This is a genomic window from Streptomyces sp. NPDC039480, assembly GCF_055597165.1.
Window position 1 is genome coordinate 283,952 of the sequence record NZ_JBVITX010000004.1, and the last position, 16,895, is coordinate 300,846.

Annotated in this window: 16 protein-coding genes; 8 read left to right on the plus strand and 8 right to left on the minus strand. The window is 71.6% G+C overall.

Features of this window, described 5'->3' with window-relative positions; genetic code table 11:
• Window positions 1-78: 78 nt before the first annotated feature.
• The gene (locus ACZ56E_RS15225; protein WP_471214362.1) at window positions 79-825 is read left to right on the plus strand and encodes a hypothetical protein; all 747 of its coding nucleotides are present in this window, start codon (window positions 79-81) and stop codon (window positions 823-825) included.
• 79 nt (window positions 826-904) lie between these two features.
• On the opposite strand, the gene ACZ56E_RS15230 is transcribed toward ACZ56E_RS15225, so the two are convergent.
• On the minus strand, window positions 905-2,434 hold the full coding sequence (locus tag ACZ56E_RS15230; protein WP_468602597.1) for a helix-turn-helix domain-containing protein: 1,530 nt from the start codon (window positions 2,432-2,434) through the stop codon (window positions 905-907).
• A gap of 104 nt (window positions 2,435-2,538) precedes the next feature.
• Window positions 2,539-4,434 carry an amidohydrolase gene (locus ACZ56E_RS15235; RefSeq protein ID WP_471214364.1) on the minus strand — a complete coding sequence of 632 codons (1,896 nt, stop codon included), beginning with the start codon at window positions 4,432-4,434 and terminating at the stop codon, window positions 2,539-2,541.
• Window positions 4,435-4,544: 110 nt separating this feature from the next.
• Between ACZ56E_RS15235 and ACZ56E_RS15240 the strand changes: the two genes are divergently transcribed.
• Window positions 4,545-5,585, plus strand: a complete 1,041-nt coding sequence (locus ACZ56E_RS15240) for a LacI family DNA-binding transcriptional regulator (RefSeq protein WP_471214365.1) — start codon at window positions 4,545-4,547, stop codon at window positions 5,583-5,585.
• 50 nt (window positions 5,586-5,635) lie between these two features.
• Here the strand turns inward: ACZ56E_RS15240 and ACZ56E_RS15245 are convergent, their stop codons facing one another.
• Window positions 5,636-6,223, minus strand: a complete 588-nt coding sequence (locus ACZ56E_RS15245; RefSeq protein ID WP_471214366.1) for a TetR/AcrR family transcriptional regulator — start codon at window positions 6,221-6,223, stop codon at window positions 5,636-5,638.
• Window positions 6,224-6,269: 46 nt separating this feature from the next.
• On the opposite strand from ACZ56E_RS15245, the gene ACZ56E_RS15250 reads away from it, so the two are divergent.
• Both ACZ56E_RS15250 and ACZ56E_RS15255 read left to right on the plus strand, forming a co-directional pair.
• Window positions 6,270-7,097: a class I SAM-dependent methyltransferase gene (locus tag ACZ56E_RS15250; protein WP_471214367.1), complete on the plus strand. Its 828-nt coding sequence runs from the start codon at window positions 6,270-6,272 to the stop codon at window positions 7,095-7,097.
• Complete coding sequence (locus ACZ56E_RS15255; RefSeq protein WP_471214369.1) at window positions 7,094-7,768, plus strand: formylglycine-generating enzyme family protein; 675 nt, start codon at window positions 7,094-7,096, stop codon at window positions 7,766-7,768. The genes ACZ56E_RS15250 and ACZ56E_RS15255 overlap by 4 nt, the downstream gene beginning before the upstream one ends.
• On the opposite strand, the gene ACZ56E_RS15260 is transcribed toward ACZ56E_RS15255, so the two are convergent.
• Both ACZ56E_RS15260 and ACZ56E_RS15265 read right to left on the minus strand, forming a co-directional pair.
• Window positions 7,717-7,860: a hypothetical protein gene (locus ACZ56E_RS15260; protein WP_471214370.1), complete on the minus strand. Its 144-nt coding sequence runs from the start codon at window positions 7,858-7,860 to the stop codon at window positions 7,717-7,719. The genes ACZ56E_RS15255 and ACZ56E_RS15260 overlap by 52 nt on opposite strands.
• Window positions 7,861-8,187: 327 nt before the next feature.
• A complete protein-coding gene (locus ACZ56E_RS15265) occupies window positions 8,188-8,982 on the minus strand; it encodes an MBL fold metallo-hydrolase (RefSeq protein WP_471214372.1) in 795 nt (264 codons plus the stop codon).
• A 92-nt stretch (window positions 8,983-9,074) separates the two neighbouring features.
• On the opposite strand from ACZ56E_RS15265, the gene ACZ56E_RS15270 reads away from it, so the two are divergent.
• Window positions 9,075-9,707 (plus strand): CGNR zinc finger domain-containing protein, encoded by a 633-nt coding sequence (locus ACZ56E_RS15270; RefSeq protein ID WP_471214375.1) that lies wholly within the window; start codon window positions 9,075-9,077, stop codon window positions 9,705-9,707.
• A gap of 87 nt (window positions 9,708-9,794) precedes the next feature.
• Here the strand turns inward: ACZ56E_RS15270 and ACZ56E_RS15275 are convergent, their stop codons facing one another.
• Window positions 9,795-10,160, minus strand: coding sequence for a DoxX family protein (locus ACZ56E_RS15275; protein WP_471214378.1), 366 nt, complete (start codon window positions 10,158-10,160; stop codon window positions 9,795-9,797).
• Window positions 10,161-10,220: 60 nt separating this feature from the next.
• Here ACZ56E_RS15275 and ACZ56E_RS15280 point away from each other — a divergent pair, with 60 nt between their 5' ends.
• Both ACZ56E_RS15280 and acnA read left to right on the plus strand, forming a co-directional pair.
• Window positions 10,221-11,102 carry a LysR family transcriptional regulator gene (locus tag ACZ56E_RS15280; RefSeq protein ID WP_471214380.1) on the plus strand — a complete coding sequence of 294 codons (882 nt, stop codon included), beginning with the start codon at window positions 10,221-10,223 and terminating at the stop codon, window positions 11,100-11,102.
• Window positions 11,103-11,373: 271 nt separating this feature from the next.
• On the plus strand, window positions 11,374-14,088 hold the full coding sequence (acnA, locus tag ACZ56E_RS15285; RefSeq protein WP_471214382.1) for an aconitate hydratase AcnA: 2,715 nt from the start codon (window positions 11,374-11,376) through the stop codon (window positions 14,086-14,088).
• A 67-nt stretch (window positions 14,089-14,155) separates the two neighbouring features.
• Here acnA and ACZ56E_RS15290 read toward each other — a convergent pair whose 3' ends face one another.
• Entirely contained in the window at window positions 14,156-14,548 is a 393-nt protein-coding gene (locus tag ACZ56E_RS15290; protein ID WP_471214384.1) for a VOC family protein, read from the minus strand.
• Between the two features lie 79 nt (window positions 14,549-14,627).
• Window positions 14,628-15,959, minus strand: coding sequence for an MFS transporter (locus ACZ56E_RS15295; RefSeq protein WP_471214385.1), 1,332 nt, complete (start codon window positions 15,957-15,959; stop codon window positions 14,628-14,630).
• Between the two features lie 288 nt (window positions 15,960-16,247).
• Between ACZ56E_RS15295 and ACZ56E_RS15300 the strand changes: the two genes are divergently transcribed.
• Window positions 16,248-16,679, plus strand: a complete 432-nt coding sequence (locus ACZ56E_RS15300) for a RipA family octameric membrane protein (protein WP_471214387.1) — start codon at window positions 16,248-16,250, stop codon at window positions 16,677-16,679.
• Window positions 16,680-16,895 lie beyond the last annotated feature (216 nt).

Genomic DNA, 16,895 nt, shown 5'->3' on the forward strand with positions numbered 1-16,895 from the left:
GGGGTACCCGACGGCGACCGCGGCCACCGGGGTCGTGGGACACGGAACGTCCGAGAGTTCCGCAGGAGGGGTCACCACGTGCGTACGCGAAGGGTTTCGGGTGTCATCGGAGTTACGGTGCTCGCGGCGGCGCTGCTGTCGAGCTGCGGCGACAGCGACGACGGAGGCGGCTCCGACAAGCCGTTCGCCGGGGACAGCGCCGACCAGATCGCCGCCAAGGCGGTGAAGGCCACCAAGGGCGCCGACTCCATGCGCATCAAGGGCGACATGCGGCAGAACGGCAAGCCGGTGAGCCTGGACATCGCGGTCGACCAGGAGAAGAACTGCGAGGGGACGATCGGCACCGGCGGTTCGAAGGCCGAGGTGCGGCACACGAACGCCACCTTGTACATGCGCGGCAACGAGGAGTACTGGAAGACCGCCCTGAAGGGCCAGTCGGGCTCCGACAAGGTGCTGTCGAAGGTCGTCGACAAGTGGGTCAAGATGCCCGCCGACGACGCCTCCACCTCGGGCCTGTGCGACAAGCAGGGCCTGGTCGCGTCGATGGACGAGAACAAGTCCGAGCGCAAGGGCATGAAGAAGGGCGACACGACGTCCGTCGACGGCAAGGACGCGATCGCCCTGACGAAGAAGGGCTCCGGCGGCGAGACGAACACGATGTACGTCGCCACGGAGGGCAAGCCGTACATCCTCCGCGTCACCACCAAGGGGGGCGACACCCCCAATGACGCGACGTTCGGCGACTACGACAAGCCGGTGAGCCCGAAGGCCCCGGACAAGGGCGAGACGGTCGACCTCAAGGAACTCGCGGCTTCCGGGCAGTAGTCGGCGGGGCGGTACCGGAACACCGGCATGGGCGTGGCGTCCGACGCCACGCCCATGCCCGCGCACGACATCTCGGGGCTCAGATGTCCCGGAACGTCTCGATCTGTGCCCCCACCGAGTTCAGCCGCTCCGCCAGGTCCTCGTAACCGCGGTTGATCACGTACACGTTGCGCAGCACGGACGTGCCCTCCGCCGCCATCATGGCGAGCAGGACGACCACGGCGGGGCGCAGTGCGGGCGGGCACATCATCTCGGCGGCGCGCCAGCGGGTGGGGCCCTCTACCAGGACCCGGTGCGGGTCGAGGAGTTGGAGGCGGCCGCCGAGGCGGTTGAGGTCCGTGAGGTAGATCGCCCGGTTGTCGTAGACCCAGTCGTGGATCAGCGTCTTGCCCTGCGCCGCCGCCGCGATGGCCGCGAAGAAGGGGACGTTGTCGATGTTCAGGCCGGGGAACGGCATCGGGTGGATCTTGTCGATGGGCGCCTCCAGCTTGGAGGGGCGCACGGTGAGGTCGATGAGGCGGGTGCGGCCGTTGTCCGCCGCGTACTCCGCCGAGCGGTCGTGGTCGAGGCCCATCTCCTCCAGGACCGCGAGCTCGATCTCCAGGAACTCGATCGGCACCCGGCGCACCGTCAGCTCGGACTCCGTGACGACGGCGGCCGCGAGGAGGCTCATCGCCTCGACCGGGTCCTCGGAGGGGCAGTAGTCGACGTCGACGTCGATGGTGGGCACGCCGTGCACGGTCAGCGTGGTCGTGCCGATGCCCTCGACCTCGACGCCCAGCGCCTCCAGGAAGAAGCAGAGGTCCTGGACCATGTAGTTCGACGAGGCGTTGCGGATCACCGTGGTGCCGGCGCTGCGCGCGGCGGCGAGCAGGGCGTTCTCGGTGACGGTGTCCCCGCGCTCGGTGAGGACGATGGGGCGGTCGGGGGAGACGTCGCGCGCCACCTCGGCGTGGTACAGCCCCTCGGTCGCCGCGATGTCCAGGCCGAACCGGCGCAGCGCGATCATGTGTGGCTCGATCGTGCGCGTGCCGAGGTCGCAGCCGCCCGCGTAGGGCAGCTTGAAGTGGTCCATGCGGTGCAGCAGCGGGCCGAGGAACATGATGATCGAGCGGGTGCGGCGCGCGGCCTCCGCGTCGATCGCGTCCATCTCCAGCTTGGCGGGCGGCACGATCTCCAGGTCGACGCCGTCGTTGATCCAACGGGTGCGTACGCCGATGGAGTTGAGCACCTCCAGGAGGCGGTACACCTCCTCGATGCGGGCGACGCGGCGCAGCACCGTGCGGCCCTTGTTGAGGAGGGACGCGCAGAGCAGCGCCACGCACGCGTTCTTGCTCGTCTTGACGTCGATGGAGCCGGAGAGCCGGCGGCCGCCGACGACTCGCAGATGCATGGGGCCCGCGTACCCGAGCGAGACGATTTCACTGTCGAGGGCCTCGCCGATTCGGGCGATCATCTCAAGGCTGATGTTCTGGTTGCCCCGCTCGATGCGGTTCACGGCGCTCTGGCTGGTGCTGAGCGCCTCGGCGAGCTGCGTCTGTGTCCAGCCACGGTGCTGCCGGGCGTCACGGATGAGCTTGCCGATGCGTACGAGGTAGTCGTCTGCCATGAGTCGCAGGCTATCTCAGATATGAGATGAAGTGTGCGCTGGGGTAGGCCATTCGAGGAGCCGCCGTCCGGGGGGCTTTTCGGCCCCTTTCGCCGCGCGGCAGTTCAGCCGCAGCCGCACGAGGCGTGCCGCCCGCCGTGCACCGAAGTGAACGCCGTGGGCCGGGGCCCCGCCGCCGCCCGCGTCGCTCGGGCGGCGGCCGCGCGTCCTGCCGACGACTCGGCGTCGTGCACCACTGTGCCCCCGACGAGCGTGAGGCGCACGTCGACAGAGCCGATATCGGCCACCGGACACCGCGTCACATCGCGGTCGAGCACCACGAGATCGGCCGCCTTCCCCCGCTCGACGGTCCCGGTGACATGCTCCATACGGAGTTGACGCGCGGTGCCCGAGGTGTGCATGAGCAGGGAAGACGTACGACTGATGCCTTCCTGCGCGCGGTAGAGGTCGCCCTCGCCCTCCATGCCCGTACGGTCGATCGCGGTGCGTATCTGGTTCCAGACCTGCAGAGGGTCGACCGGCCAGTCCGAGCCACCCGCGAGCGCCGCGCGCCGCTTTTCGAGGCTGCGTGCCGGGTACTGCCACCGGTGCCGCTCCGCGCCGATGTAGGGCAGCAGGGCGTCCATGGTCCAGGTATTGCGGGCGGCCCACTGGAGCTGCAGACAGGCGACGACGCCGAGCGCGGCGAAGCGGGGGAGGTCGGCGGGGTCGACCAGTTGGAGGTGCGCCGTGGTGTTGCGGAGATCCCGGCGGCCCGTCTTCCGAAGGGCGTACGCGTATCCGTCGAGGGAGGTGCGCACGGCGCGGTCGCCGATGGCGTGGGCGTGCATCTGCCAGCCCTCGGCGTTGAAGGCGGCGCTCAGCCGTCCGTAGTCGGCGGCCGAGACGTACAGGTCGCCGCGGTGGCCGGTCGGCCTGCCGTCCTTGTCGAGGTAGGGCTTCAGGAGGGCCGCGGTCTGCGCCGGGTGCTCGATGACGCCGTCGAGGAAGACCTTGACCGTGCCGAAGCGCAGTCCGCGTACGTCCTCGAACTCCGCGCGCAGTTCCTTCGCGTACGCCACCGCGGCGGCCGGATCCGTCGTCAGATCGGTCTCGACGCGCAGGGCGGGCACGATGCGCTGGAGCAGCTGCCCCGACTCGGCGAGCCGCTGATAGAGCTTCAGCTCGGCCCGCCCCACCACGGCTTCCATGAAGGTGGTGATCCCGGACGCGGCGGCCTCGGCGAGAGTTTTCGCCGCTGCTTGCGCCAACTGTGTCTCGTCGGGCTCGGGGATGTGCCGGGAGACGAGTGGCTGCGCGTCGTCCTTGAGCACCCCGGTCGGCTTCCCGTCCGCGCCCTTCACGATCTTGCCGCCGACCGGGTCCGGGGTGGACGCGGTGATCTTCGCGATGTCCAGGGCGCGCCGATTGGCCCACAGGTTGTGTCCGTCGCCGCCGCGCAGCGCTATAGGGCGCCGCGTCGGCAGGGCGTCGAGCATGGTGTGGTGCGGGGCGGTGCCGTGCGGCAGGAGCCCGACCGGGTTCCAGTCCTCCACGACCAGCCACCCGTCCGGCTCCTGTTCCGCCGAGTCCTGGAGGAACCCGGTCAGCGTCTTCCGCAGCTCCTCGACGGTCTGCTCGGCGCCGGCCAGCGAAGGGCGCAGCGAACGGCTCGCGGCGTCCATCGGGTGGGCGTGCCCGTCGTGGACGCCGCTCATGACGGTGCCGCCCCGCGCGTCCACGACGTCGGTGTCACGGCCCACGAAGCGCTTGACGGCGGCGTCCGTGCCGACGGCGAGGATCCGCCCGTCCCGCCCGACGGCCACCGCATCGTGCCGGGCGCGGCTCGAAGTGCCGGTGAACACACGGGCGTTGTGCACGACGAGGGCGGCCGACCGGCGCCGGGACGAGGCGCCGGCGCCGGGCGCGCCGACGGCGACGGCGGCACCGGCGGCCCCTGCGGCGGCCAGGAGGCCGCGCCGGGGAAGGGCAGAGGACGAAGACGCGTACGACGGGGACACGACCACACTCCAACGGGTAGCGGTGGCGGGTAGGGCTGGAGAGAACTGGAGGGAACCCTCGACGAGTAATCCGTTAACCAGAACCCGCCGCCGACGACGGATTCCGTACGATGTGCCGCGTGCCAGGGCCGACTCTCGCCGACATAGCCCGCGCCGCGGAGGTCTCGACGGCGACGGTCTCGCACGCGCTCAACGGCACCGGCAGGGTCGGCGACGCCACCCGCCGCCGCGTCCGCGAGACCGCGGCGCGGCTCGGCTACGGCGCCCCGGGCCCGCCGCGCTGCCGCACGCTGGGCATCGCCGTCACCACGTTCGCCACCGCGTGGAACTACACGGAGATCGCCTACTTCTCACGTGCCGTCACGGCCGCCACCTCGGCCGCCCACACGCGCGGCTACGCCCTCACCACGCTCCCCGCCGACCGCGCCGCCGACGACTCCTGGCACGGTCTCGCCGTCGACGGCATGCTGATCATGGACAGTCCGCGCGGCGACCCGATGGTCCGCGCGCTGCGCGCCCGCGGCATCCCGCTGGTCTTCGACGGCGTGCCCGGCGACCCGCGCCCGGGCGACCACTGGGTCGACAACGACCACGACGCGACCACCCGCACGGTCCTCGACCACCTCGCCGCCTCCGGCGCCCGCCGGATCGCCCTCCAGTCCGGCAACGGCGACGAGCACTACGCCCGCGCGGTGACGGCGGCGTACGAGCGGTGGTGCGGCGAGCGCGGCGCGGCCCCGCTGGTCGTGCCCTTCGACGCGGCCGACGCCCACGGGCACGCGTTCGACGCGCTGTTGGGGGCCCGCGACACCGGCGCCCGTGACCGCCCCGACGCCGTCTACGCCGCGTACGACCCGGGCGGCCACCAGCTGCTCGCCGCCGCGGCCCGGCACGGGCTGCGCGTCCCCGACGACCTGCGCGTGGTGTGCGCGAGCGAGGACCCCGCCTACGCGACGACCGAACCGCCCGTCACCACGGTGACCCTCGACCCGGAACGAACCGCGCACGCCGCCGTCGCCCTCCTCGTGAACCTGATCGAGGACGGCGACACGACGGACCCGGGGCCGGTGGTCGTCCCCGCGCGACTGCTGCCCCGCGCGTCGTCGGGCGGCACGCCAAGCTCTCACCCGCAGACGCAACGACCTACGTGACCCCGGGGCCCGCCCCGCCCCGCCCCGAAATCACAACTCCCGTACGACCATCACGACTCCCGTACGACGCCGGCGACCACCGAGCGGACCACCTTCCGGACGGCGTCCCGCGAGGCGTCCTCGCGGCCCGCGAAGAGCAGGTGCCCGCTGCCGACGAGCGTGAACGCGAGCGTGTCGGTGTCGGCGTCAGGGGCGAGCCGGCCGCGTGCGCGCTCCGCCGCGAGGTAACCGGCGAGGGCGACCCCGGCCTCCGTGAGGAGAGGGACACCCGTCGGCGTGGTCCGCCGCAGCCGGGCGCGGAGCGCGTCCCGTGCGGTGATCAGACCGAGGACGCCCAGGGCGAGGGGCCCGAAGAGGTCCGTCAGCGCATCCGTGACGTTGTCGACGACGGTGCCCGTCCCCGCGGCGGCCCGCAGCGCCGCGCCCCGGTCCTCGACCCCGCGGACGCGGTCGAGCACCAGCTCGGCGAGGAACGCGTCGAAGTCGGCGAAGTGCCGGTGCAGGACACCCTTGGCGCACCCCGCCTCCGTGGTGACCGCGCGGCTGGTCAGCGCGTTCGGCCCGGCCCGGAGCAGGACGCGCTCGGCGGCGGCGAACAGCTGCTCGCGCACATCGCGGATGGCCACTCCTGTCGGCACCCGGACCTCCCTTGACGAGTGGGCACGCGCCCACCAGAGTGGGCACATGCCCACTATCCCAGGTGACGAGCCCCACCGACACCGTCGGACGGCGGAATCCTTCGGCGCGGACGCCGAGCGCTACGACCGGACGCGCCCCCGCTACCCGGACGCTCTGGTGGACCGCGTGGTGTCCCGTACGTCCACCGGCCGCCCGCCCGCTGTCCTGGACGTCGGCTGCGGCACCGGCATCGCCGCCCGGCAGTTCCGCGCGGTGGGCTGCACCGTGCTCGGCGTGGAGCCCGACGAGCGGATGGCGGACCTCGCGCGGCGGTTCGGCGTACCGGCCGAGGTGGCGACGTTCGAGGCCTGGGACCCGGCGGGCCGGGAGTTCGACGTGGTGGCCGCCGGCCAGTCCTGGCACTGGGTGGACCCTGTCGCGGGAGCGGTGAAGGCCGCGCGGGTGCTGCGGCCCGGGGGCCGACTCGTGGCGTTCTGGAACGTGCCGGAGCCGCCGCGCGCCGTCGCGGAGGCGTTCGCCGACGCCTACGAGAGGGTGGCCCCCGACTCGCCCATCGACGTCCGCGCGACACCGAAGCAGGCAGGGGACGGCTACTGGTCGCTGCTCACCAAGGCCGCCGACGGCATCCGCGAGACGGGCGCGTTCGGCGAGCCCGAGGAGTGGCGCTTCGACTGGGAGGCGACGTACACGAAGGACGCCTGGCTGGACCAGCTGCCGACACAGGGCGCCCTCACCCGGCTTCCGCCGGACGATGTGTCCCGGGTCCTCGACGCGGTCGGCGCGGCCATCGACGCGATGGGCGGCAGCTTCCCCATGCCGTACGCGACGGTGGCGCTGACGGCGGAGCGCCTGGCCGGGACCGTCGGCCGATGACCACTGACAACCCACGGCCGGAGATGATCGCGGTCCCGCCGGGCCGGGTCACGCTGTCGGACCGCCGGACGCGGCGCAGCTGGCAGGTCGAGGTCGTGCCCTGCCTGCTGGGGGCGTTCCCTGTCACGCAGGAGCTGTACGGGGCGGTCACCGGGGAGTGGCCGGGTGCTGGCCGCGGGGATCGGTTGCCGGTCGAGGGAGTCTCCTGGTGGGACGCGGTCCGCTTCTGCAACGCGCTGTCGCTCCGAGACGGCCACACGCCCGCCTACCGCCTGGGCCCGGACGAGACCGTCGAGTGGGACTCGACCGCCGACGGCTACCGGCTGCCGACCGAGGCAGAGTGGGAGCACGCCTGCCGCGCGGGCACCACGGGACCGCACTACGCCCCGCTCGACGAGATCGCCTGGTACCGCGGCAACTCGGGCGAGCGCCTCCACGAGGTCGGCGGCAAGCGCCCCAACGCGTGGGGCCTGCACGACATGCTCGGCAACGTCTGGGACTGGTGCTGGGACGTCTACGACGCCGAGGTCTACGGCTCGTACCGCGTCCTGCGCGGCGGCGGCTGGTTCGACGAACCCTGGAGCTGCCGCTCCTCGGCCCGCCGCCGCAGCCACCCGACCTACCGGGTGGACGACGTGGGCTTCCGGGTGGCGCGGTCGGCGGCCTGCTGAGCCGCGAGGGCGGCGGGCGCGGCCGCGAAGGCGAGGGCGCCGTACAGGACGACGACGTCGACCAGCCCCTGGACCTTGGCGCGGGTGGCCACAGGCGTGCTTGATCAGGGTGATGGAGCGGCCGGGCGCGAGGGCGGCGGTCACTCCCACGGCGAGCAGCGTGCCGGCCGTCACCACGCTTGTCGCGGCGGCGCCGAATCGCTCGACGAGGCGGCCGGCCAGCGGCGACGGCAGATGCATGGAACCCGTGTGCAGGGCGATGACCACGAGGCCGACGGCCAGGCCGGGCCCCGACCGGGCGGGGGAGTCCGCGGCCGCTCCCTCGTCCGAGGGGGGCGCCGGCCGACAGTCGCGGCAGGTCCGTGTCGGCCGGCGCCCAACCGTGTCCGTTCCGGCACACGCGCCCGACGTACGTGGGATCAGCCGCGGACGCCGAAGTCGACGCGGTCGGTGAGGCCGGCGGCGGCGAAGGCGGCGACCAGCTCGTCGCGGCCCTCGGTGAAGTGGGCCCAGCTGTCGTAGTGGACGGGGACCACGCGACCGGCGTCGAGGATCGTCGCGGCCTCCGCGGCCTGGGCGCTGTCCAGGACGATCAGCCCACCGTCGAAGACATCGGGGAAGCGGGGCGCTCCGGCGAAGAGGAGGGCCGTGTCCACCGGGGCGAAGCGCTCGGCGATGTCCTTGACCGCGTCGAGCGAGGCGTTGTCGCCGCTGACGTAGACGGTGGGCAGGCCCTCGCCGGTCAGGACGAACCCGACGACCTCGCCGCAGATCGGCTCGACCTCCTCGCGCGGGCCGGGGCCGTGGATGGCGGGAACGCCGGTCACGGTGACCGTGCCGGGCCCGCCGTCCCGGCGCGCCAGCTCGACCGACTGCCAGTCGGCGAGGCCGGTGGCGGTCTCCCCGAGGCGCTCCCCGCCGCCGGGGGTGGTGAGCGTCAGCGGGACGTCGGCGAGGAGGGCCCGGCCGGAGGTGTCGAGGTTGTCGGCGTGCTCGTCGTGCGAGAGCAGGACCACGTCGACACGGCCGAGATCGGCGGGGCTGCCGTCGGCCGCAGCGGTCTTGGTCAGGACGACAGCCGGCGCCGGGTGGTCGCCGGGGCCGTCGAAGGTCGGGTCGGTGAGAAAGCGCAGGCCGGCGTAGTCGAAAAGGGCGGTCGGGCCGCCGAAGACACGGACGGGGAACGGGGCGGGCTGCGGGGTCGGCGAAGACATGTAAGAAAATCCCTCACGGATAGGTTGCTTGTTAACCGTGAGTCGACAGTACGCATGCCTCACGGATGAAAGCAACCCGTACCATGAGGGGCATGGACGAGTTCGTGACGGAAGAAGCCGCAGGAGAAGCTGCAGCAGAAGAGGCCGCGGATGGGGTCGCCCTCCCGTCAGCGCCGGGCGAGGCGGCGCACCCCGCCCTGGCCCTGGCCAACAGCGCCGTCGCGCTGCCCGGCGGCCACACGTCCGACCTTCTGGGGACCCCGGCACGGGCCGAGCAGTGGCTGGTGCGGCGCGATCTCGCCCCCGTCGGCACGGGCTTGGCGGAGGTGTGTGCGACGCAGCTGCGCTCGTTGCGCGAACAGGTCAGGTCGCTGCTGGCCTCGCGCGTCGCCGGGCAGCCGGCGCTCCCCGCCGCCGTCGCGGCGGTCAACGACGCGATGACCCGCGTACCGACCGCGTCCCTGCTCGTGTGGGACGAGAAGGCCGGGCCCTACCGCGCCGCGCCCCACCCGACCACCGCGATCGTCGAGCACGCCCTCGCGGTCATCGCGGCCGACGCCGCCGACCTGCTCACGTCTCCCGACGCCGCCCGCCTGGCCGCCTGCGCGTCCCCGCCCTGCAACCGCTTCCTGGTCAGGCACGGGCGCCGCCAGTGGTGCTCCACCCGCTGCGGCGACCGCGTACGCGCCGCCCGCGCCTACGCCCGCCGCGCCGCGGGGGAGTGAAGTGGGCGCGTCGACGGAATGCGGGCAGGTTGTGACCTGTCGCAGCGAAGGTTGAGTGTTCTCATCGAACGTTGAGCGGTGCCGCCATCAGGAGGACACGGCCAAGGTCAGCGAGGCGACGGCGGTGGCGAAGTAGAAACCGGGAAACGCGAGGTTGTAGAGCACGCGAGCGCGCAGATGGAAGGCGAGCGCGCCCAGGTAGAGCAGGGCGAGACCGCCGGCCGCAGCCGCGGCGAGGGGGCGCAGTGCGGCGTCGACGAGGCCGAGGAGGAGGCCCGCCGCGCCAGCCAGCTTGAGGGTGGCCAGCCGGGGCAGCCAGGACCGGGGGACACCCACCTCCGCCGAGTTGGCCAGCACGAAGCGCGCCCCGGCGAGGTCGGCTGCGGCGATACCGGCGTTGACAGCGGCGGTGAGCAAGGTGACGACGAGGAATGCGAGCTGGGTACCGGTCATGCCTTCAGGGTCCGCAGGCACTTCGGCGCCGTCCAATACCTGCTTCTATAACCTGGTGGCATGGACGTGGACACGCGCCTGCTTCGGTACTTCGCCGCAGTGGCGGAGGAGGGCAGCCTGACCGGGGCGGCGCACAAGCTGTTCGTCTCGCAGCCCGCGCTGACCAAGCAGATCCGGCGTTTGGAGGACGATCTCGGGGTACCGCTCTTTGCTCGTTCGCGGTCCGGGATGGCGCTGACCGAGGCCGGTCGAGAGCTCGCCGCTCGGGTGCCCGCACTGCTGGACGGCTGGGACGAGACGGTGGAGGCAACCGGCCGGGCGGCGCGGACGCTGCGCCTGGGCTTCCTGGACGCGGGCGCCGTGGGCGCCGTCCACGAGGTCATCGCCGAGTTCCGCCAGGCGCAACCGGCGTGGCGGGTGAGCCTGCGCCAGTTCGACTGGTCCGACCCGAGTGCCGGCCTGGCCCGGGGCGAAGTGGATGCGGCAGTGGTGCGTTTGCCGTTTCCGGGGCAGGAGCGGCTGGACGTACGGGAGTTGTTCGTCGAGGAGCGTGGGGTGCTGCTGCCGGCTCGACATCCGCTGGCGAACAGCGGGGCGGTGGAGTTCCGGGAGCTGTGGGACGAGCCCTTCGTCGCGGCCGGAGCCGAGACCGGAGCCTGGAGGGAGCACTGGCTGGCGACGGAGGAGCGGGAAGGGCACCCGGTCCGGGTCGGCGCCGTCACCAGTCGGCCCGACGAGTGGCTCGCAGCGGTGGCTGCCGGCTGCGTGGCGCTGGCCCCGGCGTCGGCGGCCCGTTTCCATTCCCATCCGGACGTGGTGTTCCGTCCGGTCCGCGGGGTCCCACCGAGCCGGGTAGGGCTGGCCCGACCACCGGGCCGGACGCGCAAGGTGGCGTTGGACGAGCTGCTGGAGGCCATCGTGCGGCGGTTGAGCCGGAGCTGACGACGGGGCCGAAAGACCGCCGGTACGCCGCCCGGCCGGACCGGCGCCACTCCCGTCGGCAGCCGCCTTCGCTGCGACAGGTCAGGCTGCCGTGCCTCGTCGTACACAGGGGTGATGTACTAGAGTTATCTCGACATCGAGATATCTGCCGAGGCGCACCAGAAGCCGCCACTCGGTAAGGGTTACCTAACTAAGCCTTACCTTAGCGGATCGACGAGGAGTCGTGGCGGCAGGATGTGACGGAACGCGCACAAAAATGAAGGAGACTGTCGTGTCGGCGAACAGCTTCGACGCCCGCAGCACGCTGCGCGTGGGCGACGAGTCGTACGAGATCTTCAAGCTGGACAAGGTCGAGGGCTCCGCACGCCTTCCCTACAGCCTGAAGGTGCTTCTGGAGAACCTGCTCCGTACCGAGGACGGCGCGAACATCACCGCCGACCACATCCGCGCGCTCGGCGACTGGGACTCCCAGGCTCAGCCGTCGCAGGAGATCCAGTTCACCCCGGCCCGCGTGATCATGCAGGACTTCACCGGCGTCCCGTGCGTCGTGGACCTGGCGACCATGCGTGAGGCCGTGAAGGAGCTCGGCGGCGACCCGGCGAAGATCAACCCGCTGGCCCCGGCCGAGCTGGTCATCGACCACTCCGTCATCGCCGACAAGTTCGGCACCGCCGACGCGTTCGGCCAGAACGTCGAGCTGGAGTACGGCCGCAACAAGGAGCGCTACCAGTTCCTGCGCTGGGGCCAGACCGCCTTCGACGAGTTCAAGGTCGTCCCCCCGGGCACCGGCATCGTCCACCAGGTCAACATCGAGAAGCTGGCCCGGACCGTCATGGTCCGTAACGGCCAGGCGTACCCCGACACCCTCGTCGGCACCGACTCGCACACCACCATGGTCAACGGCCTCGGTGTGCTGGGCTGGGGCGTCGGCGGCATCGAGGCCGAGGCCGCGATGCTGGGCCAGCCGGTCTCCATGCTCATCCCGCGCGTCGTCGGCTTCAAGCTGACCGGTGAGCTGCCCGCCGGCACCACCGCCACCGACCTGGTGCTGACCATCACCGAGATGCTGCGCAAGCACGGTGTCGTCGGCAAGTTCGTCGAGTTCTACGGTGAGGGCGTCGCCGCCACCTCCCTCGCGAACCGCGCCACCATCGGCAACATGTCGCCCGAGTTCGGCTCCACCGCCGCGATCTTCCCGATCGACGACGAGACGCTGAAGTACCTGCGCCTGACCGGCCGTGACGAGCAGCAGGTCGCGCTCGTCGAGGCGTACGCCAAGGAGCAGGGCCTCTGGCTGGACCCGGCCGCCGAGCCCGACTTCTCGGAGAAGCTGGAGCTCGACCTCTCGACGGTCGTCCCCTCCATCGCCGGTCCGAAGCGTCCGCAGGACCGCATCGTCCTCGCCAACGCCGCCGAGCAGTTCAAGACCGACGTCCGCAACTACGTGGACAGCGTGGACGAGGCCGGCAAGGAGTCCTTCCCGGCCTCCGACGCCCCGGCCACCACGAACGGCGTCCCGTCGAACCCGGTCCTCGTGACCGCCCCCGACGGCTCGACGTACGAGCTGGACCACGGCGCCGTCACCGTCGCCGCGATCACCTCCTGCACCAACACCTCGAACCCGTACGTGATGGTCGCCGCCGCGCTCGTCGCGAAGAAGGCCGTCGAGAAGGGTCTGACCCGCAAGCCCTGGGTCAAGACCACCCTCGCGCCCGGCTCGAAGGTCGTCACCGACTACTTCGACAAGGCCGGCCTCACCCCGTACCTCGACAAGGTCGGCTTCAACCTCGTCGGCTACGGCTGCACCACCTGCATCGGCAACTCGGGCCCGCTGCCCGACGAGGTCTCGAAGGCCGTCAACGAGCACGACCTGGCCGTGACGTCCGTCCTCTCCGGCAACCGGAACTTCGAGGGCCGCATCAACCCCGACGTCAAGATGAACTACCTGGCGTCCCCGCCGCTCGTCGTCGCCTACGCCCTCGCCGGCTCGATGAAGATCGACATCACGACCGAGGCGCTCGGTGTCGACCAGGACGGCAACCCGGTCTACCTCAAGGACGTCTGGCCCTCCGAGGCCGAGGTCAACGACGTCGTCGCCAACTCCATCGGCGAGGACATGTTCAACAAGTCCTACCAGGACGTCTTCGCGGGCGACGCCCAGTGGCAGGCCCTCTCCATCCCGACCGGCAACACCTTCGAGTGGGACACCGAGTCGACGTACGTCCGCAAGCCCCCGTACTTCGAGGGCATGACGATGGAGACCACCCCGGTCTCCGACATCACGGGCGCCCGCGTCCTCGCCAAGCTGGGCGACTCGGTCACCACCGACCACATCTCCCCGGCCGGTGCGATCAAGGCCGACACCCCGGCCGGCAAGTACCTGACGGAGCACGGCGTGCAGCGCCGCGACTTCAACTCGTACGGCTCGCGCCGCGGCAACCACGAGGTCATGATTCGCGGCACGTTCGCGAACATCCGCCTGCGCAACCAGATCGCGCCGGGCACCGAGGGCGGCTTCACGCGTGACTTCACGCAGGAGGACGCGCCGGTCTCGTTCATCTACGACGCCTCGCGCAACTACATCGAGCAGGGCATCCCGCTGGTCGTCCTCGCGGGCAAGGAGTACGGCTCCGGCTCGTCCCGCGACTGGGCCGCCAAGGGCACCGCGCTCCTCGGCGTCAAGGCCGTCATCGCCGAGTCGTACGAGCGCATCCACCGCTCGAACCTCATCGGCATGGGCGTCCTGCCGCTCCAGTACCCGGAGGGCCAGACCGCCTCGTCCCTCGGCCTGACCGGTGAGGAGACCTTCTCCTTCGTCGGCGTCGAGGAGCTGAACAACGGCTCCACGCCGCGCACGGTGAAGGTCACCACCGACACCGGTGTCGAGTTCGACGCGGTCGTCCGCATCGACACGCCCGGCGAGGCGGACTACTACCGCAACGGCGGCATCATGCAGTACGTGCTGCGCAGCCTGATCCGCAAGTAGGCTTACGGCACGCAGTAGTTGAGGGCCGCACCCCCTGGCTCGGGGGTGCGGCCCTCGCCGCGTCCGGCTACTTCTCGGGCCGGCCGCCGTACGGGACCGTGATCAGTTCCATCGCGTGGGAGGACGGGTCCAGGAAGTAGACGCCCTTGCCGCCGTCGTTGCGGTTGATCTCGTCCGGCTGCTTCTGGTGCGGGTCGGCCCAGTGCGGGATGCCGCGCGTGCGGATCTTGTCGTACGCCGCGTCGAACTCCGCCTCCGACACGAGGAAGGCGTAGTGCTGCGGGGTGATGTGCTCGGCGGGAATCGTGGCGAAGTCCAGCGTGACTTCGTTGCTCAGGTTCACCGCGATGAACGGGCCCCACTCCGCGGCGATCTCAAGGCCCAGCAGGTCCGCGAAGAACTCGGCGGACTCCCGGTTGTCCCGGGCGTGGACGATCGTGTGATTCAGCTGTACCGACAAGGAATGCCTCCAACAGGCATGTCCTGGCACCTCCATGCCTCACCCGGCCGGTGACCGACACGCGATGCCGCCGTGGATCTTACGTCCGTCGCCCCGCGAGCGCCACAGCCACCGCCGCGACCAGCACCCCGAGCGCCGCCCACGCGAACGCCGCCCGGAAATCGGCTTCTTGGGCCGTGCCTCCGAACGCCCCGCCCACCAGCACCGCGAGCCCGAGGGAGCCGCCGAGCTGGTCGACGGAGCGCTGCACGCCGGATGCGGTGCCCGCGTCGGCCTCGGTCACGTCGGACAGGGCCGCGTGCTGCAGGGCGATCAGGCCGATGCCCATACCGGCGGCGACGGCGACCATGCCGGGCAGGACGTCCACCCACAGGCTGCCCCGGTCGGGCAGCCGGGCGAGCCAGCCGAGGCCCGCGGCGGTCAGGAGCAGGCCGGCCACGGACGCGTACGCCGTGCCGAGCGCCCGGACGATCCGGCCCACCACGGCGACCGCGCCCAGGAGCGCGGCACAGAACGGCAGGTAGGCCAATCCCGCCTGCACGGGGCTGAGTTCGAGGATGTTCTGGAGGTACAGGGTCGCGAGGAAGAAGGTGGTGGAGAGGCCGGCGCTGAGCGGGACCGTCGCCGCGTTCGCGAGTGCCCGGGTCCGGTGCGTGAAGAACGACAGCGGGACGAGCGGGCTCTTCGTGCGCCGCTCGACGAGCACGAAGGCGCCGAGGAGCACGCATCCGGCGGCCACCGCGGGCCCGGAGCGGCGCAGCACGCCGAACACGAGGAGCAGCGGGCCCGCCGTGAGGAGCGCGGCTCCGGGCAGGTCGAGCCCGTGCGGGCCGCGACGCGGTCCGTCGGGGCGTACGAGGGCGGGGGCGGCCAGGAGCACGGCCGCGACGACCGGCACGTTGATGCCGAAGATCCAGCGCCAGCCGAGGAGTTGGACGATCGCGCCGGACAGCAGGACGCCGACGACGAGGCCGCTCGCGGAGATCGCACCCCAGATGCCGAGTGCTTTGGCGCGCTCCTCCGGGCCCGGGTAGAGGAGCGCGATCAGCGACATCGCGGCGGGCGAGGCGAGTGCTTCGCCCGCGCCCTGCGCGAAGCGGGCGGCGACCAGCGTCTCCAGGTTCGGCGCGAGCCCGGCGGCCAGTGACGCCAGGGCGAAGAGCGCGGCGCCGAGCAGGAACATCCGCCGCCTGCCGAGCAGATCGGTGAGCCGCCCGCCGAGCAGCAGCAGCCCGCCGCCGACGAGGGTGTAGCCGGTGACGACCCAGGACAGGGCCGCCGGGCCCGCGCCGAAACGGTCGCCGATGGCGGGCAGCGCGACGTTGACGACGGTCACGTCGATGGCGATGAGGAACTGGAGGAGGGAGAGCAGCGCGAGGCTGAGGGTGCGGGAGTGGGTGCGGGTGTTCATGAAGTGGGCACTCCAGGTCGGCCCCGGCCGGTGTGCGGCGGGAGCTGAGGAAGACGGACGCTTCCGTGCCACGGACCCGCGCGGGGCGGGTGGGGCACCTGGAGTTACTCGGTCACGGACACATCGAGGAAGATAACGGACGGGGTCGGCAGGACGCACGCGCTTTTCCCACCACCGGGATATGGGTATGGCCGACCTGTGAATCTCTCAACTGCCGTGTGGAACAACGCCGTTCCCTCGCCCGGGCGAGGGTGCTCACCGGAAGAGGCGTCGCTCTACCGCACCAGCGTGCTGGAGCAGTACAAGCTGTGCGTGGAGATGGCGGACCGGGTCAGCGCCCGGCGCCATCTGACGAACACGTTCTTCCTGTCGCTGAACAGTCTGGTCGCCGCGGGGATGGTGGGGTCCCTCGGCACGCGGGCGGGCCGGGTCGAAGGGTGGCTGGTCCTTGCGGCGCTGGTCATTCTGCTGACGCAGTGCGGCGCGTGGCTCGCCCTCATACGCTCCTACCGGCAGTTGAACGCAGCGAAATTCGCGGTCATCGGGGCATTGGAGGAGCGTCTTCCCGCCTACGCGTACTCGCGCGGGGAGTGGGACACGGCTCTGGGGGAGGGGAGGGACTGGCGCCTGTACATGCCCCTGACCCACATCGAGCAGTGGGTACCCGGAATCTTCGCGGCTGCCTACGCTCTGGGCGGCAGTGCCTTGGCCTTCGCCTGAACGAAGGGAAACGAAGGGAGACGAAGGGAGAGGCAGTGCGTATCGGTTTCACCGTGGTCGTTCCGGGGCGTCAGACGCAGTGGGTCCTGGTGCCCCGCTCCCGACGACGAGGGAGACCGTGGGGGACCAGTCCGCGGCGAAGTGGATCAGGCCGTGTACCGGTTCCCGCGAGTCGGGTCGGTCGCCCAGCCATGCGGGGCAGTCCGGCAAGCGTGA

What these genes read in the sequence shown, in the direction of transcription:
- ACZ56E_RS15230 (WP_468602597.1), bottom strand. Translation starts at nt 2,434, where the DNA reads ATGGCAGACGACTACCTCGTACGCATCGGCAAGCTCATCCGTGACGCC.
- ACZ56E_RS15240 (WP_471214365.1), top strand. Translation starts at nt 4,545, where the DNA reads ATGTGCCGCGTGCCAGGGCCGACTCTCGCCGACATAGCCCGCGCCGCG.
- ACZ56E_RS15250 (WP_471214367.1), top strand. Translation starts at nt 6,270, where the DNA reads ATGCCCACTATCCCAGGTGACGAGCCCCACCGACACCGTCGGACGGCG.
- ACZ56E_RS15255 (WP_471214369.1), top strand. Translation starts at nt 7,094, where the DNA reads ATGACCACTGACAACCCACGGCCGGAGATGATCGCGGTCCCGCCGGGC.
- ACZ56E_RS15295 (WP_471214385.1), bottom strand. Translation starts at nt 15,959, where the DNA reads ATGAACACCCGCACCCACTCCCGCACCCTCAGCCTCGCGCTGCTCTCC.
- ACZ56E_RS15270 (WP_471214375.1), top strand. Translation starts at nt 9,075, where the DNA reads ATGGACGAGTTCGTGACGGAAGAAGCCGCAGGAGAAGCTGCAGCAGAA.
- ACZ56E_RS15280 (WP_471214380.1), top strand. Translation starts at nt 10,221, where the DNA reads ATGGACGTGGACACGCGCCTGCTTCGGTACTTCGCCGCAGTGGCGGAG.
- ACZ56E_RS15265 (WP_471214372.1), bottom strand. Translation starts at nt 8,982, where the DNA reads ATGTCTTCGCCGACCCCGCAGCCCGCCCCGTTCCCCGTCCGTGTCTTC.
- ACZ56E_RS15275 (WP_471214378.1), bottom strand. Translation starts at nt 10,160, where the DNA reads ATGACCGGTACCCAGCTCGCATTCCTCGTCGTCACCTTGCTCACCGCC.